Source organism: Floricoccus penangensis (assembly GCF_001832885.1).
GTDB classification, from domain to species: domain Bacteria; phylum Bacillota; class Bacilli; order Lactobacillales; family Streptococcaceae; genus Floricoccus; species Floricoccus penangensis.
In genome coordinates, this window is sequence record NZ_MKIQ01000005.1 from 1 (window position 1) to 21,188 (window position 21,188).

General features: G+C 32.3%; 22 protein-coding genes. 2 read left to right on the forward strand and 20 right to left on the reverse strand.

The features are described 5' to 3' along the window. Positions 1 to 128: 128 nt before the first annotated feature. From BG262_RS02275 to BG262_RS02310, 8 genes are all read right to left on the reverse strand, one after another. Complete coding sequence (locus tag BG262_RS02275; protein WP_070787281.1) at positions 129 to 614, reverse strand: hypothetical protein; 486 nt, start codon at positions 612 to 614, stop codon at positions 129 to 131. 216 nt (positions 615 to 830) lie between these two features. Then, positions 831 to 1,484: a phosphate signaling complex protein PhoU gene (gene phoU, locus BG262_RS02280; RefSeq protein ID WP_070787282.1), complete on the reverse strand. Its 654-nt coding sequence runs from the start codon at positions 1,482 to 1,484 to the stop codon at positions 831 to 833. Positions 1,485 to 1,519: 35 nt separating this feature from the next. Next, complete coding sequence (gene pstB, locus BG262_RS02285; protein ID WP_070787283.1) at positions 1,520 to 2,278, reverse strand: phosphate ABC transporter ATP-binding protein PstB; 759 nt, start codon at positions 2,276 to 2,278, stop codon at positions 1,520 to 1,522. A 9-nt stretch (positions 2,279 to 2,287) separates the two neighbouring features. After that, complete coding sequence (gene pstB / locus BG262_RS02290) at positions 2,288 to 3,091, reverse strand: phosphate ABC transporter ATP-binding protein PstB (protein ID WP_070787284.1); 804 nt, start codon at positions 3,089 to 3,091, stop codon at positions 2,288 to 2,290. Positions 3,092 to 3,094: 3 nt separating this feature from the next. Further along, positions 3,095 to 3,985 carry a phosphate ABC transporter permease PstA gene (gene pstA, locus BG262_RS02295; RefSeq protein ID WP_070787285.1) on the reverse strand — a complete coding sequence of 297 codons (891 nt, stop codon included), beginning with the start codon at positions 3,983 to 3,985 and terminating at the stop codon, positions 3,095 to 3,097. Positions 3,986 to 4,012: 27 nt separating this feature from the next. Beyond that, a complete protein-coding gene (gene pstC, locus BG262_RS02300) occupies positions 4,013 to 4,936 on the reverse strand; it encodes a phosphate ABC transporter permease subunit PstC (protein ID WP_070787286.1) in 924 nt (307 codons plus the stop codon). A 28-nt stretch (positions 4,937 to 4,964) separates the two neighbouring features. After that, positions 4,965 to 5,825, reverse strand: a complete 861-nt coding sequence (locus tag BG262_RS02305; RefSeq protein ID WP_070787287.1) for a phosphate ABC transporter substrate-binding protein PstS — start codon at positions 5,823 to 5,825, stop codon at positions 4,965 to 4,967. Between the two features lie 148 nt (positions 5,826 to 5,973). Further along, positions 5,974 to 6,867 carry a phosphate ABC transporter substrate-binding protein gene (locus tag BG262_RS02310; protein ID WP_070787288.1) on the reverse strand — a complete coding sequence of 298 codons (894 nt, stop codon included), beginning with the start codon at positions 6,865 to 6,867 and terminating at the stop codon, positions 5,974 to 5,976. A gap of 174 nt (positions 6,868 to 7,041) precedes the next feature. Here BG262_RS02310 and BG262_RS02315 point away from each other — a divergent pair, with 174 nt between their 5' ends. Continuing rightward, positions 7,042 to 7,737 (forward strand): response regulator transcription factor, encoded by a 696-nt coding sequence (locus BG262_RS02315; protein ID WP_070787289.1) that lies wholly within the window; start codon positions 7,042 to 7,044, stop codon positions 7,735 to 7,737. A gap of 72 nt (positions 7,738 to 7,809) precedes the next feature. Then, on the forward strand, positions 7,810 to 9,318 hold the full coding sequence (locus BG262_RS02320) for a sensor histidine kinase (RefSeq protein ID WP_158006630.1): 1,509 nt from the start codon (positions 7,810 to 7,812) through the stop codon (positions 9,316 to 9,318). A 38-nt stretch (positions 9,319 to 9,356) separates the two neighbouring features. Here BG262_RS02320 and BG262_RS02325 read toward each other — a convergent pair whose 3' ends face one another. From BG262_RS02325 to BG262_RS02380, 12 genes are all read right to left on the reverse strand, one after another. Beyond that, positions 9,357 to 9,782 carry a F0F1 ATP synthase subunit epsilon gene (locus tag BG262_RS02325; RefSeq protein ID WP_070787291.1) on the reverse strand — a complete coding sequence of 142 codons (426 nt, stop codon included), beginning with the start codon at positions 9,780 to 9,782 and terminating at the stop codon, positions 9,357 to 9,359. Positions 9,783 to 9,812: 30 nt separating this feature from the next. Beyond that, on the reverse strand, positions 9,813 to 11,219 hold the full coding sequence (gene atpD / locus BG262_RS02330) for a F0F1 ATP synthase subunit beta (RefSeq protein WP_070787292.1): 1,407 nt from the start codon (positions 11,217 to 11,219) through the stop codon (positions 9,813 to 9,815). A gap of 47 nt (positions 11,220 to 11,266) precedes the next feature. Further along, the gene (locus tag BG262_RS02335) at positions 11,267 to 12,142 is read right to left on the reverse strand and encodes a F0F1 ATP synthase subunit gamma (protein WP_070787293.1); all 876 of its coding nucleotides are present in this window, start codon (positions 12,140 to 12,142) and stop codon (positions 11,267 to 11,269) included. A gap of 14 nt (positions 12,143 to 12,156) precedes the next feature. Continuing rightward, positions 12,157 to 13,659, reverse strand: a complete 1,503-nt coding sequence (atpA, locus tag BG262_RS02340) for a F0F1 ATP synthase subunit alpha (RefSeq protein ID WP_070787294.1) — start codon at positions 13,657 to 13,659, stop codon at positions 12,157 to 12,159. A 15-nt stretch (positions 13,660 to 13,674) separates the two neighbouring features. Beyond that, positions 13,675 to 14,202 (reverse strand): F0F1 ATP synthase subunit delta, encoded by a 528-nt coding sequence (locus BG262_RS02345; RefSeq protein WP_070787295.1) that lies wholly within the window; start codon positions 14,200 to 14,202, stop codon positions 13,675 to 13,677. 9 nt (positions 14,203 to 14,211) lie between these two features. Beyond that, complete coding sequence (gene atpF / locus BG262_RS02350) at positions 14,212 to 14,721, reverse strand: F0F1 ATP synthase subunit B (RefSeq protein ID WP_070787296.1); 510 nt, start codon at positions 14,719 to 14,721, stop codon at positions 14,212 to 14,214. 11 nt (positions 14,722 to 14,732) lie between these two features. Further along, positions 14,733 to 15,452: a F0F1 ATP synthase subunit A gene (gene atpB / locus BG262_RS02355; RefSeq protein ID WP_070787297.1), complete on the reverse strand. Its 720-nt coding sequence runs from the start codon at positions 15,450 to 15,452 to the stop codon at positions 14,733 to 14,735. Positions 15,453 to 15,483: 31 nt separating this feature from the next. Further along, positions 15,484 to 15,699, reverse strand: coding sequence for a F0F1 ATP synthase subunit C (gene atpE, locus BG262_RS02360; protein WP_070787298.1), 216 nt, complete (start codon positions 15,697 to 15,699; stop codon positions 15,484 to 15,486). A gap of 156 nt (positions 15,700 to 15,855) precedes the next feature. Beyond that, positions 15,856 to 18,078: a DNA internalization-related competence protein ComEC/Rec2 gene (locus BG262_RS02365; RefSeq protein WP_070787299.1), complete on the reverse strand. Its 2,223-nt coding sequence runs from the start codon at positions 18,076 to 18,078 to the stop codon at positions 15,856 to 15,858. 8 nt (positions 18,079 to 18,086) lie between these two features. Further along, complete coding sequence (locus BG262_RS02370) at positions 18,087 to 18,773, reverse strand: helix-hairpin-helix domain-containing protein (RefSeq protein ID WP_070787300.1); 687 nt, start codon at positions 18,771 to 18,773, stop codon at positions 18,087 to 18,089. Positions 18,774 to 18,853: 80 nt separating this feature from the next. Beyond that, positions 18,854 to 20,080, reverse strand: a complete 1,227-nt coding sequence (locus tag BG262_RS02375) for an ABC transporter permease (protein WP_070787301.1) — start codon at positions 20,078 to 20,080, stop codon at positions 18,854 to 18,856. After that, positions 20,073 to 20,972 (reverse strand): ABC transporter ATP-binding protein, encoded by a 900-nt coding sequence (locus BG262_RS02380; RefSeq protein WP_070787302.1) that lies wholly within the window; start codon positions 20,970 to 20,972, stop codon positions 20,073 to 20,075. Before BG262_RS02380 ends, BG262_RS02375 begins: the two co-directional genes overlap by 8 nt. Positions 20,973 to 21,188: the final 216 nt, after the last annotated feature.

Below are 21,188 nucleotides of genomic sequence, written 5' to 3' on the forward strand. Positions count from 1 at the left end.
CACTTCTCAATACTACTTAGTTCGATTTTTACTTTTTACAATTTAAACATTGAGGTAATTTTAAAATAAAATACGAACTATATATCAAATTTGTTCAACTCGATATTTTTATAGTTCGTATTTTTTATTTATTTCTCTTGTAAAAATTTTTTTATTTTCTTTTTTAATCTGCTTTTAGCATTTGGTTCACACTGTTCACCTCTTAATAACTTCAAAACTAATTGGAACTCTTTTTCTTTTAATCCACCTATATAATTTTCTAAAGTTACATTGGCGGATACTTGTTCACATATTCTTAGATTATTATTATTATTACTTACTATATCTCCATATTCATAAATGTCTAGATATGCTTGCTCGTTAAACTTTCTCTTTCCTGCTTCTTGCATTCTATATGTATCGGTTAAATGCTGATTATATTTTGTTTTAAAGTATTTAAATAATGTTAAGTCATCGAGTTCTTCTCTTAGTAACTTAGATAGAATTATCCTTCCTTCTTGATAGTAATCTTCTTTTTCCCAAATGGTTATTCTTACTCTCTTCATCTCGTTAACAATTATTGGTATTATTTTTTGAAATGTATTTTCTAAATTTTTATTAAACTCATATTCCATATACTAAAATCCTCCTTTATTTTCTCTAGTATATGAAATATCTTTGAATATCATTTGATTATATCTTGGATTTATATTTTCAAATCATTAAGGAGGCAAAAATGTACTTTAAGACAAAAAAACTACCACTAAAGACATGTTTTTAGTAGTAGTATAAATAATTTTATTTTTTCCAAGAAAAATAATACTTTCTCTTAGGAGACAAGATTAATTCCTCTATAATTCAACAATTTTACCTGTTTTAAGGTATACAATCCATTCACAGAGATTTTTAGCATAGTCCCCTATACGCTCTAAGTAAGTTAAAGTCATTAGATATTCTTTACCAGTATGGATAGTATCAGTATTGTCTTTCATACCTTCTAAAACTTTGTTTTGAATTTCAGAAAACATCAAGTTAATATCATTATCCCAAGTAGCAATCTCACGGGCACGTACTTCATCTCCTTGCATATATGCATTTAATGAAGCATCAACAATATTTTTAACCTTTTCTCCCATGATAGTAATATCTTCTTCAACACTTGGAATACGTTCCTCACCTTTTAAATTTATTGCAGCTTGTGCAATAGATACAGCGTGGTCCCCCATTCTTTCAAGGTCACTTGAAGCTTTTAAAACTGTAATAATAGTCCTTAAGTCATGTGATACTGGTTGTTGTAATGCAATCATTTCAAGTGATTTAGTTTCTAACTTTGTTTCAAGGTAATTTATTTCTTCATCAGAAGCAATAACTTCTTCTGCTAACTCTTTATCATGACTGACAAAAGCACGAACTGCTTTATTTAATTGAGCACTCACTTGAGTCCCCATTGAATAAAATTGGTTATGTAATTTATTCAGCTCATCTTCAAATTGAGATCTTAACATATTAGTATATCCTTTCTTTATATTAAATATTTTAATTATCCAAACTTACCAGATACATAATCTTCTGTTCTTTGATCTTTAGGATTTAAGAATATAGACTTAGTCTTATCATATTCAATCAATTCTCCATCAAGAAAGAAGGCCGTTTTATCTGAAATACGGCTAGCTTGTTGCATACTGTGTGTAACAATTAATATTGTATACTTTTCTTTCAGCTCAAGCAACATTGATTCAATTTTGTCTGATGAAATTGGATCCAATGCACTAGTTGGTTCATCTAAAAGTAAAATATCAGGATTAACAGCTAATACGCGTGCAATACATACACGTTGTTGTTGTCCACCTGAAAGACCCAAAGCAGATTTATGCAAAATGTCTTTCACTTCATCCCAAATATTAGCAGCTTTCAAACTATTTTCGACCGCCTCATCAAGAACTGCCTTGTCTTTTTCGCCCTTAAGTCGTAAACCATAGACAACATTCTCATAAATTGAAAACGGAAAAGGATTTGGTTGTTGGAAAACCATACCAATATCTTTTCTAAGCTCTACTGTATCCATTCTAGGACCATATATATTACGGTCTTTGTAGGTAATTGTACCTGTAGTTGTGACACCTGGAACTAAATCATTCATTCTGTTAATTGAACGAAGAAGAGTCGATTTACCGGATCCCGAAGGTCCAATTAATGAAGTTATTTCATTGGGATAAAAATCCATTGAGATTTCTTTGATTGATTTTTTCTTCCCATAATATAGGGAAAAGTCTTTTACATTTAAAATTGGTTCAGCCATTACACGCTCCTATCCAAAATGTCCTGAAACATAGTCGCCTGTAGATCTTAGCTCAGGATTTGTGAAGATTTTACTTGTTTTATCATATTCAATTAGGTCCCCTGAATACATAAATCCAGTGTAATCACTTGAACGTGCTGCCTGTTGCATATTATGAGTTACAATGATAATCGTATAATCTTTTTTCAAGTCAGCCATAGTCTCTTCAATCTGCATTGTAGAGATTGGGTCAAGTGCACTAGCTGGTTCATCCATTAATAAAATATCAGGTTTAACAGCTATTGCACGCGCAATACATAGACGTTGTTGTTGTCCACCTGATAAAGCAAGCGCTGATTTATTAAGATCATCTTTAACTTGATCCCATAATGCTGCTTGCTTAAGAGATGTTTCTACAACTTCATCAAGAACTTTTTTATCTTTCACTCCTGCACGCTCAAGTGCAAAAGTAATATTTCTATAAATTGATTTAGAAAATGGATTTGGTCTTTGAAAAACCATACCAATACATTTTCTGGCTTCGTAAACATTTACATTTGCATCGTTGATGTTCACACCTTCATAATTAATTTCACCAGTTACCTTGGCAATATCAATAGTATCGTTCATTCTATTTAAACTGCGTAAGTACGTTGACTTCCCTGACCCTGAAGGTCCAATTAAAGCAGTTATTTTGTTCTTTTCAAATTGCATATCAATACCATGTATAGATTCAAAATCTCCATAAAATACTTTTAAATCTTTAGTTGATAATGCTACTTTTTCATCGTCAAAAGTTATAATGTGACGGTCATTCCAATTATAATCAGCCATTTTTTACCCCGCAGATGTAAGTTTATTATGTAATTTTTTACCAATAAAACGAGCAGAAAAATTAAATAATAATACAAATAATACTAGTACAGCACTTGCTCCAGCAGAAACTGCAGCCCCATCAGGAACTGTTCCTTCACTATTTACTTTCCAAATATGGACAGCAAGTGTTTCAGCCTGACGGAAAATACTTATTGGACTTGCTACTGAAAGAGGATTCCAGTTTGACCAATCGAGTGCTGGTGCAGATTGTCCCGCAGTATAGATAAGGGCAGCTGCCTCACCAAAAATACGACCACTTGCTAAAACAACACCTGTGATAATACCTGGTAATGCTTCTGGAATTATTACATGAAGAACCGTTTCCCAACGTGATAATCCAAGTGCAAGCCCTGCTTCACGTTGAGTATGGTGTACTGCTTTTAAACTTTCCTCAACATTTCTTGTCATCAACGGTAGATTGAAAACAGTAAGTGCCAATGCACCTGAAATTATTGAGAAACCATATCCAAATTGAATAACAAAAATCAAGAAGCCAAACAGACCAACTACAACTGATGGTAATGAACTTAGAATCTCAATTGAAGTTCTTACTAGTCCAGTCAATTTACTTTTTTGATTTGCATATTCAGATAGATAAATACCTGCTCCAAGTGATAATGGAAAAGAAATAATCATTGTAACAATAAGTAAAAATATACTGTTAAATAGTTGGATACCAATACCTCCGCCCTCTTCATAGGCTTTTGCAGGACTTGTGAGGAAACTCCAACTAACATGTGGTAATCCTCTTACTAAAATGTAAAGTAAAAGGGCTGATAAAATTAATACAATTATTCCTGAGATTGCATACAAAACTCCTGTTGCAATCTTATCTGCTTTTTTAGGATTCACTTTTTTATCTCCTATAAATCTTTCGTCTTAAAATTGTCCACGTTTAGCAATAAGTCTCATTACTATATTAAAGACTAGTGACATTGCTAAAAGTATCAGTGCAAGTGACCAAAGAACATTATTTTGAACAGTACCCATGATTGTATTACCAATTCCTTGAGTAAGTACGCTTGTTAATGTACTTGCTGGTGTTGTTAAACTTTTCGGCATAATCGCGGCATTACCCACAACCATTTGGATTGCTAACGCCTCACCAAAGGCACGTGCCATACCAAAAACTACTGCTGTAAGTATTCCTGGCATTGCCGCTTTTAATAGCACTCTGGAAATAGTTTGCCATCTTGTGGCACCTAATCCAAGTGATGCTTCTTTATAGTGTCTTGGCACTGCCTTCATTGAATCAACAGTCATACTAGTAACTGTAGGGAGTATCATAACAAAAAGTACAAATACACCTGATAGAATACCAAAACCAGTACCTCCAAAAGTTGAACGAATTGCTGGCACGACAACAGCAAGACCTACAAAGCCATACACTACTGAAGGAATACCAACTAGCAACTCAATAACTGGTTGAAGAATTTTTGCCCCTCTTTTAGGTGAAATTTCTGTCATAAATATAGCAGCTCCAATAGCAAATGGTGTCGCTAATAATGCAGATAAAATTGTAACAACTAAACTACCTGTAATCATTGGTAATGCACCAACCATTGGTTTACCATCAGGTCCCAATTCACTAGGATTCCAAGTTGTCCCAAATAAAAATTTAAATGGATTAATTTTATCAACAAAAAATGTTGATAGTCCTTTTTGAGCAACAAAGAAGAAAATCATTGCTACGACAAAAACTATTAGAGAGATACAAACAAATGTTATACCTCTACCAAATTTTTCAAGTCGAGAATTTTTCGACTTTGATAGTAATTTTTCTTGAATTTTTGTATTTTCCATAATATTCCTTAATATTTATAAAGTAAAATTATTTATTTGTTATATTACCTTCTACATCACGTTCTACTTTCATAGCTGTAATTGGAATATAACCCATTTTTTCAACTACTGAACCTTGAATATCATCACTTAAAATGTACTCCAAGAATTCTTTTGTCAAACTTGTTGGTTCACCTTTAGTATACATATGTTCATATGCCCAAATTGGCCATTTGTTCACTGTTATATTTTCATCATTAGGTTCGTAATCATTTAGATTTAATGCTTTAACTGATTTATCAATGTTTGAAAATGCAAGGTAGCTAATTGCTCCAGGTGTTTGAGAAACAATTTGTTTTGTCATTCCAGATGAGTCTTGTTCTTGGCTAGCTTTTGTAGATTTCCCATCCATTACCCAACGTTCAAAAGTTGCTCTGGTACCACTTCCTGTTGCACGGTTAATTAAAACAATTTTTTGATCACTACCACCGACTTCTTTCCAGTTAGTAATTTCACCAGTAAAAATTTTTCTCAATTGTTCAACAGTAAGGTTATCAACCTTAATGTTTTTATTAACAATAGGAGCAATTCCTACAACTGCTACTTTGTGATCAGTTAGTTTAGATGCATCAACACCTTTTTTTTCCTCAGCGAACAAATCGGAATTACCGATTTCTACTGCCCCAGCTTGAACCTGAGATAATCCAGTTCCCGAACCACCACCTTGGACATTAATAAATCTTCCAGGGTTCTTTTGTGAAAATGATTCTGATGCTGTCTCTACAAGTGGTTGCAACGCACTAGAGCCAACTGCTGTAATTGATTCACCTTTGTCAATCCACTTTGCACAACCTGTTAAGAGAAATGCAACTCCTAAAAGGCTACATAAAGTTACAAGTTTTTTGTTCATAATATCTCCATTTTTTTAGACTTCAATCATATTTTACCAAAAAATAACAGATAAGACATATATTTATGGAAAAAAGGACAATAAATGTCCTTGTCTCCAATAATTTTCATTTGAAGTTTATAAAGCTTGAAAATATTTTTAGAACTTTTTATTTATTTGAAACCTTACCGTCTGCATGACGCTCAACTTTCATACCTTCCATTGGGATGTATCCAAGTTTTTTAATTGAGTCATGGTTATCAGTGACATATTTAATAAAATTCTTTTCAGCATCTGTCTCTTTAGATTTCAAAGTATACATATGTTCATATGCCCAAATTTTCCATTCATTCTTTTCAATATTTTCTTGAGAAGGTTCAATTTTATCAATTGAGATTGGAGTTACTTTTGCACTCTTAATATTTGATAGAGCAACATACGAAATTGCACCTGGGGTCTGTTCAACCATCTTAACTGCTGTTCCTGATGAATCTTGCTCTTGAGATTTAATAACCTTAACACCATCTCCAAGACCATATTTCTCAAAGTTGAATCGAGTTCCTGAACCTTCTGCACGATTAATTACAACAATCGATTGATCTTTTCCTCCGAGATCTTTCCAATTTGTAACTTTACCTGTAAAGATATCTTTTAATTGATCCGTTGTTAAATCCTTAACCCCAGTATCGGCATGAGAAATTGGTGTGATACCCACTACTGCAACTTTATAGTCAACAAGTGCTGACGCATCAATTCCATCTTTTTCCTCAGCAAATAGATCTGAATTACCAATTTGAATTGCCCCACTTTGAACATTTGAAAGTCCAAATCCAGAACCACCACCCTGAACAGTAACAGTAGCTCCTGCATTCTCAGATGTAAACGAGTCAACGTTTGCTTCCACTAAAGGTTGTAAAGCAGTAGATCCCGCAACAGTTAATTTAATTTGGTCACTAGTTTTTTTGCTTGTATCAGTTGAGCTGTTATCTTTATTTCCACCACATGCTGCTAATGTAAGAACAGATGCTGTCATAAGTGTAGCTACTTTAACTTGTTTTTTCATTTTTTCTCCTAAAAATCAATTAATTTATGTTATTTAGTACATTGATTATTCTACACTATACTCTAATTCTTGTGTGTAAACCTAATATAAATAAAAGGTAAATTTTATGTAAATTTCAAGAATAATAGCTTGTGACAAATTTCTTTTTACTATTATTTCTGCTAAAATCAAGGTATGAAAAAAATATTAATTGCCGATGATGATAAATCAATTCGTTTTCTCTTAGAATTTAGTTTTACTCAAGAAAATTTTGAGGTTATTACTGTCGAGGATGGAAAAATGGCTTATGAATTAGCTAAAACAGATGCATTTGATGCTATTGTACTTGATTTAATGATGCCCGGATATACTGGAATAGAGGTGAGCCAAAAGCTCCGACAAAAGAGTATCTTTACACCAATACTTATATTAACAGCTAAAGACGATGCTGATACGATGATTAAAGGCCTTGAAGGTGGCGCCGATGACTATATGTATAAACCATTCTCAACTGTCGAAATAATTACACGCATTAAATCACTAATTAGGAGAAGTAAAAACTATAAACAGTCTCAAAGTAAAATATTTACAATTGATGATTTAAAAGTTGATTTTAATAAAAAACAAGTTTTTATAGCTAACAAGGAAATTTTATTAACAAAAAGGGAGTTTGAATTATTATCATATTTAATTGCTAATCAAAATACTCCCGTATCTAGAGCTGAAGTCCTGGAAAAGTTCTGGGGTGATTCAACTGATTTAGGATATACAAGAATCGTTGAAGTTCATATGTCAAAACTAAGAGAAAAAATAGAAGTTGACCCTAAGAATCCTGAATATATTAAAACAAAAAGGGGGTTTGGATATGTATTCAAAGGAAATGAGGACTAGACAATATAAAATATGAAAAAACATTTTAAATTTATAATTTTTTCAATCGTATATATTTGTACAACTATTTTATTGACAAAAAGTATTACTACTTCGCTCTTAAATTCCGAAATTTCATCATTAGAAAAAAAACTTGATCAAATTGTTCAAGAAATTAAGGATGGAAATCGAACACGTTCTACATATACTGAGTTACAAATTTTTACTGATGATAATAAAGTACCAGAAGATGTCCAAAATGTATTTAAAGGTAGCGCACATTCAAATGCAATAATTGATGGAAATCTATATGTATCAACACCATTAACTGTAAATGGAAAAACAAAAGAAGTGATTCGGATAGGAGAAAAACTAAATGTAAATCCCTCTATATTTGAGTTAATCTTTATATATTCAGCTGTAATATATTTGTTTATTCTCTTTTACTATCTCAATAATAAATCTTCAAATGATAGGGAAATATCAGAGATTAATAAAATTATTGCAAGGTTTCATAAAAATCCTTATCAAGAACTTAGAGTTGATAGTCAGAGTGATCCTATTCTCGATAGTGTTAACAATTATAGTTCACAGGTCTATGCTATTTTAAATGATAAGAACCAACAAATAGATAATATTCTTAAACTTATCAATACCTTAGATTTTCCGGTTTTTATTTACGATGACCAAGGAAGTCTTATAACATCTAATGGGTCATTTAAATTAGAATTCCCTCACGCAACAAATATAAGTTACTTCAAAAATCAAATAGAATTTTTAAACTTTTTAGTAAGTAATCTAGTAGACTCGAATGATATACAAGGTGAATTTTATTTTGAAGACATTGACAAGTATTTTCAAGTTAAAATTTCAAATATTGATAATCTGCACGGAAATTACATAGTTAGTATGTTAGATGTTTCTGAACCAATAAAAGCAAAAATAAGTCAAGATAATTTTATTGCAAATGTTTCTCATGAACTCAAGACACCGTTAACATCAATTATTGGATTTTCAGATGCAATAACAACTCATAATATCTCTCAAAAACAAGTTCATGAATTTAGCTTGATAATAAAAAAAGAAGCTGAACGATTAGAAAACCTTGTAAATGATACACTTAAATTAACCAAAAATAATATTAAAATTCAAAAGACCGAAGTTCAAGCTAATGAAGTAGTTGACGATATATTATCCAAATTCTATTTTCAAATTGAAGAAAAAAAACTTCACATTGATAAGAGACTTAGAAATATTTATTTTCTCACTAATTATGATTTATTTTATGGTATTGCTAAAAATATTATTGAAAATGCAATTTTTTATACCAAAAATAATGGAAGAATATATATTTCTCTTAATGACGATAATGATAATGTGTATTTAACAGTAAAAGACAATGGAATTGGTATATCTATTGTCGATCAAGAGCGAATATTTGAAAGATTCTACCGTGTAGATGAAGCAAGATCTACTACAACCAATGGAACAGGTCTAGGACTAGCAATTGTAAAACATAATGCAAAATATTTAAATGCAAGAATCTCTATGATTAGTAAGTTAGATTTAGGTACTAAAATAACCATTATTTTTCCAAAATAAAAAAAGAGATTGACGGATAAATTCCATCAAACTCTTTTTTATTGACCTAAGTGACTTGAAACATTTATACGGTTAAGTGCTCTGTGTAATGCAACTTCCGCTCGTTTTTCAGCATTAATATTTCTTTCAGCCTTAGCAGCCTCAAGTTCTTTCTCAGCTCTAAGTTTGGCTCTTTGAGCTCTACTTGTATCTATGTCTCTTTCACGTTCAGCAGTATCAGCTATAATATTAACTTGATTATCATTTACTTCTACTATACCACCATTTACTGCAACCCAGTCTACGTGAGAATCATCATCAATTCTTCTAACTTTGACTTCTTCAATTTTTAATGGCGCAATAATTGGAACGTGCTTAGGATAAATACCCATTTCACCCGATTCAGTGCATAGTAGCACAAAAGAAGCGTGGTGATCATATATAATCCCTGCAGGAGTTATAACCTGTACTGTCATGTAGTCCATGAATTCACCTCATTTTATTTCAAAAGTAGGCTAAACTTGAAGAGTTTTTGCTTTTTCAATTACATCTTCAATTGGTCCTACGCCACGGAATGCTTCTTCAGGGATATCATCATATTTACCATCAAGGATATCTCTAAATCCTTTAACAGTATCCTTTACAGGAACATATGATCCCGGTTGACCGGTAAACTGCTCAGCAACATTAAAATTCTGGCTTAAGAAGAATTGAATCCTTCTTGCACGACCTACCAATGTTTTTTCATCATCAGAAAGTTCATCCATACCAAGAATTGCAATAATATCTTGTAGTTCTCTATATCTTTGAAGAACTCTTTGTACCTCTGTTGCAACTTCATAGTGTTCTTTACCAACAATTTCAGGTGCAAGTGCACGTGATGTTGAGGCAAGTGGATCAACTGCTGGGTAAATACCCATTTGAGTTAATCGACGTTCAAGGTTTGTTGTTGAATCTAAGTGAGCAAAAGCTGTAGCCGGCGCTGGGTCAGTATAGTCATCTGCTGGTACATAGATAGCTTGAATAGAAGTTACAGAACCTTTTTTAGTTGACGTAATACGTTCTTGTAATTGTCCCATTTCAGTAGCAAGGGTTGGTTGATAACCTACCGCTGAAGGCATACGTCCCAATAGGGCTGATACTTCCGAACCAGCTTGTGTGAAACGGAATATGTTGTCAATAAACAGTAGAACATCTTGTCCTTGTACATCACGGAAATATTCAGCGATTGTAAGACCAGTAAGTGCAACTCGCATACGTGCACCTGGTGGCTCATTCATCTGCCCAAAAACCATGGCTGTCTTTTCTATAACGCCTGATTCTTTCATTTCGTTATATAGGTCATTACCTTCACGAGTACGCTCACCAACGCCAGTAAAAACTGAAATACCACCGTGTTCTTGAGCAATGTTATGAATCAGTTCTTGAATTAAAACCGTTTTACCTACTCCGGCACCACCAAATAATCCAACTTTCCCACCTTTTAAATACGGTGCAAGAAGGTCAATGACTTTAATACCTGTTTCCAAAATGTCATTTGATGTAGATAATTCATCAAATGCAGGTGCATTTTTATGAATTGGATCACGTTCAACATCAGATAGATCACCTTCAAGGTCAATTGTGTCTCCAAGAACATTAAATACACGACCTAAAGTTTCATTACCTACTGGAACACTAATGGGTTTACCAGTATCTACAACTTCTAATCCTCGAGTAAGTCCATCAGTTGACTCCATAGCGATAGTTCTTACTGAATTATCACCAAGTTCCAAAGCAACTTCAAGAACTATTTTTTGTTTTTCGCCATTGTTGTCTCGATAAACAACTAAGGCATTATTAATGTCAGGTAAATCAGCAACTGAAGTAAACTCTACGTCTACAACGGGTCCTATTACCTGCGAAATTTTCCCAGAACTCATTTTATTTTTCCTCCTCTTGTAAATTTGGAGTTTGGATAATAATCAATTTAATCTAGAGCAGCAGCTCCGGTAACAACCTCAATAATTTCTTGAGTTATTCTTGATTGGCGAGCTCTATTATATTGAATAGTAAGTTCGTCAATTACATTTTTAGCATTATCAGTTGCAGTTTTCATAGCAGTCATACCAGCAGCATGCTCAGCAGTTTTTGCATCGATAATAGAACCATAAATCATGCTTTCAGCATATTGTGGAAGCAATGTTTCTAGAATTGATTCTCTATCTGGTTCTAGTTCAAAAGTTGCATGATAACTATTAGCTTCTTCATTATCAATATCAACAATTGGTAACATCTTTTCAACTCGAACTTGACTTGTAATAGAGTTTACATGGTGATTATAACAAACATATAATTCGTCAAAAACCTCATTTTGATACATTCCAACAGCTTTCGACACTATGTTTCTAACTTCATCAAAACTTGGTTGATCTGATAATCCTCTAAGCTCATAGGCAACATCAATATTGCGTGCTTTAAAGAAATCTGCACCAGTTCCCCCGAGAGCCAAAATTACATACTCACTTTGATCTTTATGATCATCAGTTAGCATTTGCATTACAGTACGAAGTATAGTTGAATTATATCCGCCTACCAATCCTTTATCACTAGTAATTACAATGTATCCAGTCCTCTTAACTGGACGACTAACCAACATTGGATTTTTACTATCACTTACATTCTCACTTGCTAACAAATCAGTAGTGATACTTCTAACCTTTTTTGAATATAGTTGAAAGTTTCTAGCACTTTCTTCAGACTTTGAAAGTTTAGCAGCAGAAACCATCTGCATGGCTCCTGTAATCTGACTTGTCTTTCTAGTTGATTCAATTTTTGTTTTTATTTCATTAAGAGAAGCACCCATTGTCTGCCCTCCTATTATAAACTAATACTATTTTTAAATTCTTCAATCGCGTCATCAAGTAAATTTTGATCTGGTAGATCTTCTGTTTCAGCAATTGTTTTCAATAGTTCAGGATGTTTAGTATCAAAGAAATTGAACAATTGATCTTGGAATTCAAGAATGTTATCCACTGGTACTGAATCTAGGAAGCCATGAGTTAAAGCATATAAAATCAAGACTTCTTTTTCTACAGTAAGTGGTTCATGAAGCGGTTGTTTCAAGACTTCAATAGTTCTACGTCCACGATTTAATTTGGCTTGCGTTGCTGCATCCAAATCACTACCAAACTGTGTGAATGCTTCTAACTCACGATAACTTGCTAAATCTAGACGGAGAGTACCTGCAACTTTTTTCATTGCTTTGATTTGTGCACTTCCACCAACACGAGATACAGATGAACCTGCATCAATTGCCGGACGAATACCTGAATAGAATAAATCAGTTTCAAGGAATATTTGCCCATCGGTAATTGAAATTACATTTGTTGCAATATAACCTGAAATATCTCCTGCTTGAGTTTCAATAAATGGAAGTGCTGTCATGCTTCCACCACCAAGTTCATCTGATAGCTGTGCAGCACGTTCTAATAAGCGAGAATGAAGATAAAATACATCCCCAGGATATGCTTCACGACCTGGTGGGCGACGAAGTAATAATGAAAGTTCACGATATGCTACAGCTTGCTTAGTCAAGTCATCATAGACAATTAAAACATGCTTACCATTATACATAAACTCTTCACCCATTGCTGCACCAGCATATGGAGCTAGGTATAACAATGGAGCTGGATGACTAGCTCCAGCAGTCATTACAATAGTATAATCAAGTGCACCATATTTTTTCAATGTTTCAACTTGGTTTCTTACAGTAGATTCTTTTTGTCCAATTGCAACATAGATACATACCATATCTTTACCTTTTTGGTTAAGAATTGTATCAATAGCAATACTTGTTTTACCCGTTTGACGGTCACCAATTATAAGCTCACGTTGACCACGACCAATTGGAACTAAAGCATCTATAGCTTTAATACCTGTTTGCAAAGGTTTATCAACAGATTTTCTTTGCATTACTCCAGGTGCAGGAAATTCAACAGGACGAGTTTTATCGGTTTTGATTTCTCCCATTCCATCAATTGGTTGACCTAATGGATTTACAACACGTCCAATAAGGGCTTCACCAACTGGAACTTCCATGATTTTCCCAGTTCTCTTAACAGTATCACCTTCACGGATTGAACTGTAATCTCCTAGGATAATAATACCTACATCTGTTGATTCTAAATTTTGTGCCATACCATATGAACCATTAGAAAATTCAAGAAGTTCACCACTCATTGCATTTTCTAATCCATGTGCACGCGCAATACCATCACCAATATAAGTAATTACACCAGTTTCAGCAACTGAAAAATCTGGAGTAAATTTTTCAATTTGCTCTTTTAAGAGCGAGCTGATTTCATTAGCATTAATAGCCAAATTTTTCACCGCCTCCTACATAATCTCTTGTGACAATTTTGATAATTGTGTTTTAATACTTGAATCAATAATTTTCCCGCGACTCTTAATTATCATTCCACCTATAATTGTAGTGTCTATGACATTAATAAGATCAACATCCTTCAAATTAAATTTCTGTGCAGAAATTTCTTTTATTTTTTCAAGTTGATGCTCGCTTAGCGCAATAGCAGAAATTACTTCTACTTGTGCACGTCCATTCGCATCTTCAATTTCTAATAATGTTTGCTGAAGGATTTCCTCTAATTGTGAAATTCTCTTATTCTTAACTAATAAAACTAAAAAATTTCCCATCAAACTCGAAGAATTTTTAACAAGTTCATCAATAATAGATTTTTTATCTTTATTTGAATAAGATTCATCTGTTAGAAATTTCATCAAATTTGATTGGTTGATTACTTCCAATAATGTTTTAGATTCCCCAGCTAATTCATCTGTTTTTCCAGCATCAGCAAAAGCTTCAAGTAAGGCTTTACTGTACCTTTTTGATACAATCAAACTCATACGTTTCTCCTACTCATTACCTAATTTATCAAGATATGAATCAATAAGATCTGATTGAGATTTCTCATCAAGTGAGTTTCCAATAAGTTTTTCAGCAAGTTTTACAGATATAGAGGCAATTTCATCCTTCACATTTCCAAGAGCATCATCATGTTCTCTTGCAATTTCTTCTGTAGCACGAGCTTTTAAATTCTTCACTTCTTCATGAGCATCCGCAATTATCTTTTCACTACTTGTATTTGCTGTTGCTGTTGCATCTTTAAGAATTTTACTAGCTTCTTGTCTACTAGAAGATAATTCTTCTTGACGTCGTTTAGCAAGTTCTTCAGCTTTCTTTTTGGCATTCTCAGCATTGTCAATATCGTTAGATATTTTCTCAGCTCTTTGTTCAAAAATATTTGTAATGGCTCCCCATGCAAATTTTTTAATGAGCAACAAGAGAATTAGAAAAGCTCCACTTGAAACAATAACATCTCCGAAAAGAGTATTCTCACTAGCAGCTTCTAAAAAAATAAACATACTTTATACTCCTATTCTTCTTCTGAGATTTTATGTGACAAATAAACCATTGTCAATGTCACAAAAATATACGCTTGTAGACATGAAATGAATACAGAAAATGCTGTCCAAAGTACTTCTAAAATCACTGCAAAAGGTAATAAATAAGGATTTGAATTTCCCATACCAGCTAACAGTCCTAATAAAACTTCTCCCGCAAAAATATTTCCGTATAACCTCAAACCTAATGTTAAGAAGTTTGTAAACTCTTCAATAATATTTAGTGGCAACATTACAACGGGTGTTATAAATCCCTTGAAATAACCTTTGAATCCTTTTCGATCCACGCCATAAAAATTATTTAACAGAATTACCATCATAGCAAGTGCCAGTGTAACACCAGGAGTAGCTGTTGGGCTCTTCCATAGGCTAATGTTACTACCAGGAGTGACTATTTTAGTAACCAATCCAATATTATTAGATATTAGTATAAAAGTAAAAAGAACAAAAGCAAACAAACTAAAGTTTTTCACTTCTCCTGCTCCTGCATTACTCTTTATTATTCCGTTTGTAAAATCTACAACCCACTCCAAAACATTTTGTTTTCCTTGAGGTTTTAATTTCATATTTCGACTTGCCCAAAAGACCAAGCCAAATACAATTGTACATGTTAAAATCGTCATTAGAAGAACAGTACCATCAAAGTAAATCGGACCTATATTAAAAATCAGATCTCTTTCTTCACCATTCATATAATTCCTCCAATATCAGATTAATAAAATTCTAAACTTTACCAATCAACATGAATGCAATAACGATGGCAATAATGGCTAATCCTTCAACAAGACCAGCACCTATAAACATTGCAGTTCTTAGTTTTCCATCCATTTCTGGTTGGCGAGCTGCTGCTTGTAAGTAATTTGAAACAATCAATCCATTACCAATTGCTGCTCCTAATGCTGCAAGTCCTGCGACAATACCTACACCTATTCCTACCATGTGTTAAAACCTCTTTCTTTTATTTTTGACATAAAGTGAACTTTATATCAATTGAACAATGAAATTCTAGTCTTATTTTTGACTTTTGTCAAATGTTTTTAAGTGTTTTTGAAAGTATTTTTTTCATTTACTGAAAACGAGGCTTTCTTTTCTTTTTTATTTTATTACTTTAATGTTTAGTTGTCTTTTTTTATTCTTTAATATTATCTGTCCATCCAAATCCGTGCGAAACACTTCTACATTATTTTTTTCAAAAATTTCTAATGTTTCTTTATTGGGATGCTTATACCTATTATTAGTTCCACAAGAAATTAATGCATACTTAGGCTTAATAAGTTCAATGAATTCTTTTGAGGAACTTGTGCTACTTCCGTGATGTCCAACCTTTAATACATCGACTGGTAATTTGGAATATTCATTTACTATTTCTCTTTCCCCCTCTTCTTCCAAATCGCCAGTAAAAAGAAATTGTTTATTTAATAGATTACCGTATAAAACTATTGAATCATTATTACCTCCATCGCCCTTTTTTAGCGAACTAATTACCTCAAGATAGGAATTGAAAATATTTATTTTATCTCCTGGATGAACAAGTTTCACGTTTGTATTTGTTTTCTTCAATTTTTCAACTAACGACTTACTATTTAGAGCACCTTCTGTTATCCAAATCTCTTTAATTTTAAATTCCTTCGATACTTCTAAAAGATCCCCCATATGATCTTCATGAGCATGAGTCAATACAAGTATATCAATTCTACCAACTCCTCGACTTTTTATATAAGGAATTACGGTACGGCTTGCATTTGAATTTGATATTCTTTCGCGCCATTTTTCTGTAGAATTGATATCAAGCCTTCCCCCAACATCAATTAGAACATTTTTCCTGTCAAACTTATCTTGCAGAAAGATACTATCACCTTGACCAACATCAATCATTGATATTTGTCCATATAAATCCCATTTATTTAATAATAATAGAAGAAAGAATGCAGGAATTATATAAATTGTATTTTTTCTAGGAAAATAATCGAAAAGTAAAAATAATAAAAGAAGCATGATTATCAAAATGAATAGTGACGGTTTACCCAATACAATAGGATTTTTAAAAATTCCATTAGCAAAAACAATAATCCGCTCTAATACTATAAATATAAAATTAAAGATTTCAAAATTATACCCTGTTAATAAACTTGTTATAAAAATTATTAATAAAGTCGGAAGTATTAAATAAGTAAAGAGAATATTGAATACTGTAGTTAGAAATATTGAAAATGGTTGAAACTGATAAAAATAATAAATTAGTATTGGTAAAACTGTTGTCGATAAAAGAAATGATTGGAAAAAATTTGCTAAAAAAGGATTTTTTATTTTAAATTTATTTGCCAATATGTAAATAACAAATGAAAAGAAAAACGAGAGTACTCCACCTACTGTCAATAAGAATTTAGGTTTAATAAGCATAAAGGTCATAACAGTAATTGAAAAATTATCTATGCCTTTAATTCCAAAATTTGAAAGATTTTTTTGAAATAAACTTCTATTAACTGAAATAGAGAATCCTGTTAAGCCACCATATATAAAAGATAAAGGAACAATAAATTTATTAGTTTGATCTGTTCTAAAGCCTAAACGTAGTAGCAACTTCCGTAAACTTTCAATAAAAAAGTTTACATGCATTCCGCTTAAAGAGAACAGATGTACAATTCCCAATGATGAATAAATATCTCTCATCTCAGAAAAATCTTTGGTGATATTACCAAATAAAAGTCCAGACATATAATTGTTCATTGGTTTTGGAATTTCATTATTTATGTAATTTATGCATTTTCTTCGTTGACTCTTTAGAATATCAAAAGGATTATAAGTTTTTAAAGATTTTATTTTATATATTTGATTTACATTGACCACTATATATATATTTTGTGTCTTTAAATATTTTTGATAATCAAAACCATTTTCGTTTCTTTGTCCTTCTGCAATATCCGTTGTTGCTTCAACTTCAAGTAATACATTCTCTGATAAGTTTTTAAAGTATTCTTGCTCCTCCTTAGTTTTTAACTTGTAAAATACTTGGTAGTTTTCCCCTTCATTTTTCGCTTTAAAAGATAAACTGTCACCGTTTATTTGAAAACTATCAATTGAAGGTTTTAGATGTGTAACTTCTCCAGGCGCATTTTCAAAATGTTTGCTTTCCTGATAATTGATAAAAGAAAAATATATTCCAAAAAAAATTAATATAAAAATATATTTGAAACCAAAATTTTTAATAAACAATATTATTGAAAATAGAAATATACCAAAAAGTAACATATTAAAAGAGAAAGCCAAGAAATAAATCAATGTAAGTATATAGACTAAGTATATTTTATTTACTTTCATACTTTCTCCTAATCAACGGTTAGATTTTCCTTTAATTTTTCAATTGATTTAGCTCCAAAACCACTAACATTCTGCAATTCTTCAATTTTTTTAAAATCTCCATTTTGTTCACGATAATCTATGATATCTTGAGCCTTCTTTGCTCCAACTCCCGATAAGGTCTGTAGCTGATTTGCATCTGCAGTATTAATATTAATTTTATTGCTACTTTCATCTATACTCCCATTACTTTTTGTTGATTTTGTGGGTTCATCTATAATATTTATATTTTCTCCAATTGATGCCACATAAATAACCATTTCATCAGTAATTTTTTGCGCTAAATTAACCGACTTATTATCTGCATCTTTAGTCATTCCTCCTGCCAATTTAAGCACGTCATTTACTCTTAAATTCGAACTAACCTTATATGTTCCTGGCGTATTAACTGCTCCCTTTACATCAACAACTATTGATAGATTTTCTTGTTTTTCAATAATTGTAGTACTATTCTTATTCTTCTCAGTGTGGATGTCTATATTATTTTCTTTTTGATCTGACAATAGCTTACTGAATGATTGGGCCTCTGTTTTCTTCTCACCTCTATTAACAATAGAAAAACTAAATATACCAATTATCATTAATAAACAGACTAAGACTGCAATATTTTTTTTATGATTTTTTATTTTTTCAATTATTTCTACTTGAAAATTCATTACACTCTCCTTTATTCTTTATACGAAAAAACTTCTCTTCCTTTGTCAAGGGAGAGAAGTTTTTTAATAAATTAATAAAATTATGAGCGCTTAAATGAATTGATGAGTTGTTTAAATATTTTATCATCACTATATGATAAAACATTTTTCGCATAGACTTTTTCAGCACCTTTAGTAATCAATCCTATTACAACAATTTCAATAACTAAGGCAATAACTGCCTCCTTCATAGTTGCGTATTGAATTGCTAAGCGTGATGGCATTAGTGATTGTGAAATATATGGTACGTAAGATAATATTTTTATCAAAAGATTATTTGGTGAACCAGCTACCGTGAATCCTAAGATATATCCAATCATTGAAAGGTACATGACAGGTGCTACTGCCTGTTGAACTTGACTTTGTTCATTAACTAGAGAGGCAACTATTGATGCTAGTACAAGATATCCAAAGATTGCAACGAGAACCATCGCAAGTGTTACGGCTAAGAAACCTAGATCAACTCCTGAAAGGACTTCTTTTACCATCTTTAACATATCGTTATCTTTAAAGAAAAATAGTGCAATGAATACCGTTGCTACATAGATTGCAATTTGAGTTAAAGCTAAGGCAAATATTCCAATTAATTTGCCATAATATTGAACTTTTGCACTAGTTGCAGCTAAAAGAATTTCCATGATTCGTGATGATTTTTCATTAGCTATCTCTTGAGCTATCATTCCAACGTAAATTGATAGAAGCATAAAAATTAGTATACCAGTCGCCGAGCTAATCGCATAATTAGCACCATTTGCGGCATCTCCACCAGCCTTTGTATCACCCTTCTTATCTTGTGAATGCACAGATAGGTCAGCTGGGGCCTGAAGTGAAGCAATCTCTTGGTTCGATAGATTTAACTTAGAAGCTTTCTCAGTAAATTGATACTGAGTAAGGAGATTTCGAATAGCATTTTCGTCAATTTTGGCATTCGCCTCACTTGAAATTATCAAAGTAAACTTACCACTATCTTGATTCAAATATCCATCTATTTTTTCTTTTGAAAGCTCATTTTTTGCACCATTTACACTAGATACTTCAGAAATTTCAACATCAAGTGACTTGCTTGCTTTGATATACTTTACTAGTTGTGGATCATTTACAACTGCTAATTTTGCTTGGCTTTTATCTGCCATGCTACCCATTAAAAAAGTGATCCCTATTCCTATCAGAGCTACGATAATAGGCGATAGTACTATTCCCCAAAAACCCATCGATTTAATTCGTGATTTATATACTTGCTTAGCTACGAGTACTGTTTGATTATTCATTAATTGCTACCTCCGCTCTAAAGATCTCGTCTAAAGTAGGCGGGGCCTGCATGAATGATTGTACGTATCCGTCACGAGCCACATATTCAAAAACACGTAATCCTACCTCTTCATTTTCAAGACGTAAAATCCTTCCTTGCCCCCTCTTATCTACTGATTCAACTCCTGAAATATCCAATAAATCACTAGTATCGTCATCCGATTCCAGATAGATTTGTGTTCTACCAAAACTATCACGAATTTCCTTAACTCCACCTTGTAAGACTGTCTTACCATTTTTTAGCATGGTTAAATCATCAGATAGTTTTTCAACACCATCCATGTTATGACTTGAAAAAATAATTGCAGCACCTTGCTCTTTAAGGCGATTAATTTCTTGCATCATAAGAGCAGTGTTCACTGGATCAAGACCAGTAAAAGGTTCATCCAATATTAAAAATTCTGGTTCATGAATTATTGTTGCTATTAATTGAACTTTCTGCGCGTTCCCTTTTGACAAAGTTTGAACCTTATCTGTAACTTTACCAACTACTTCAAGTCGATCCATCCAAAGCTTTAATTTTTCCTTGGCGTCTGCCCTATTCATACCATGAAGTTCAGCAAAATATAGAATTTGATCCTCTACTGTTAATTTCTGATACAGTCCACGTTCCTCAGGTAAGAACCCTATCTTCTGTTTAATTTGAGGAGTTATTTCCTTCCCTTTCCATGTGATAACAGATCCTGGATCAGCCTTGATAAAATCTAGTATCATTCTAAAAGTTGTTGTTTTACCAGCTCCATTTTGACCAATTAAACCCATGACTTGACCTGGGTTAACAATCATGTTGAGATTAGAAACTGCCCTTTTGTCCCCAAAAGTTTTAGTAACATTTTTCAATTCTAAAACCATAATTTTCTCCTTCAATAATTATATCGGTTGCCGATATAATATATCGTATCAGCTTTCAATATAACTGTCAATAATATATAGGCAAAAAAACTATAAAAATATCAATAAATTTTATAAATATATTTTTAAAGTTAGTACAAATTAATATTATGAAGTATAATTCGAATATTTACAATTTTCATAGTGCTGATACAAGTATATAAAAAGGACACCCAA

Excerpts from the sequence above, each read along its gene's own strand:
- BG262_RS02310 (WP_070787288.1), bottom strand. The coding sequence starts at position 6,867 with ATGAAAAAACAAGTTAAAGTAGCTACACTTATGACAGCATCTGTTCTT.
- BG262_RS02305 (WP_070787287.1), bottom strand. The coding sequence starts at position 5,825 with ATGAACAAAAAACTTGTAACTTTATGTAGCCTTTTAGGAGTTGCATTT.
- atpD (WP_070787292.1), bottom strand. The coding sequence starts at position 11,219 with ATGAGTTCTGGGAAAATTTCGCAGGTAATAGGACCCGTTGTAGACGTA.
- pstC (WP_070787286.1), bottom strand. The coding sequence starts at position 4,936 with ATGGAAAATACAAAAATTCAAGAAAAATTACTATCAAAGTCGAAAAAT.
- BG262_RS02380 (WP_070787302.1), bottom strand. The coding sequence starts at position 20,972 with ATGGTTTTAGAATTGAAAAATGTTACTAAAACTTTTGGGGACAAAAGG.
- pstB (WP_070787283.1), bottom strand. The coding sequence starts at position 2,278 with ATGGCTGAACCAATTTTAAATGTAAAAGACTTTTCCCTATATTATGGG.
- pstB (WP_070787284.1), bottom strand. The coding sequence starts at position 3,091 with ATGGCTGATTATAATTGGAATGACCGTCACATTATAACTTTTGACGAT.
- atpE (WP_070787298.1), bottom strand. The coding sequence starts at position 15,699 with ATGGTAGGAATAGGTGTAGGTATTGTCGCAGGACTTGCAGCATTAGGA.
- BG262_RS02375 (WP_070787301.1), bottom strand. The coding sequence starts at position 20,080 with ATGAATAATCAAACAGTACTCGTAGCTAAGCAAGTATATAAATCACGA.
- atpB (WP_070787297.1), bottom strand. The coding sequence starts at position 15,452 with ATGAATGGTGAAGAAAGAGATCTGATTTTTAATATAGGTCCGATTTAC.
- BG262_RS02335 (WP_070787293.1), bottom strand. The coding sequence starts at position 12,142 with ATGGGTGCTTCTCTTAATGAAATAAAAACAAAAATTGAATCAACTAGA.
- BG262_RS02325 (WP_070787291.1), bottom strand. The coding sequence starts at position 9,782 with ATGGACTACATGACAGTACAGGTTATAACTCCTGCAGGGATTATATAT.
- BG262_RS02345 (WP_070787295.1), bottom strand. The coding sequence starts at position 14,202 with ATGAGTTTGATTGTATCAAAAAGGTACAGTAAAGCCTTACTTGAAGCT.
- atpF (WP_070787296.1), bottom strand. The coding sequence starts at position 14,721 with ATGTTTATTTTTTTAGAAGCTGCTAGTGAGAATACTCTTTTCGGAGAT.
- BG262_RS02315 (WP_070787289.1), top strand. The coding sequence starts at position 7,042 with ATGAAAAAAATATTAATTGCCGATGATGATAAATCAATTCGTTTTCTC.
- BG262_RS02275 (WP_070787281.1), bottom strand. The coding sequence starts at position 614 with ATGGAATATGAGTTTAATAAAAATTTAGAAAATACATTTCAAAAAATA.
- BG262_RS02365 (WP_070787299.1), bottom strand. The coding sequence starts at position 18,078 with ATGAAAGTAAATAAAATATACTTAGTCTATATACTTACATTGATTTAT.
- phoU (WP_070787282.1), bottom strand. The coding sequence starts at position 1,484 with ATGTTAAGATCTCAATTTGAAGATGAGCTGAATAAATTACATAACCAA.
- BG262_RS02370 (WP_070787300.1), bottom strand. The coding sequence starts at position 18,773 with ATGAATTTTCAAGTAGAAATAATTGAAAAAATAAAAAATCATAAAAAA.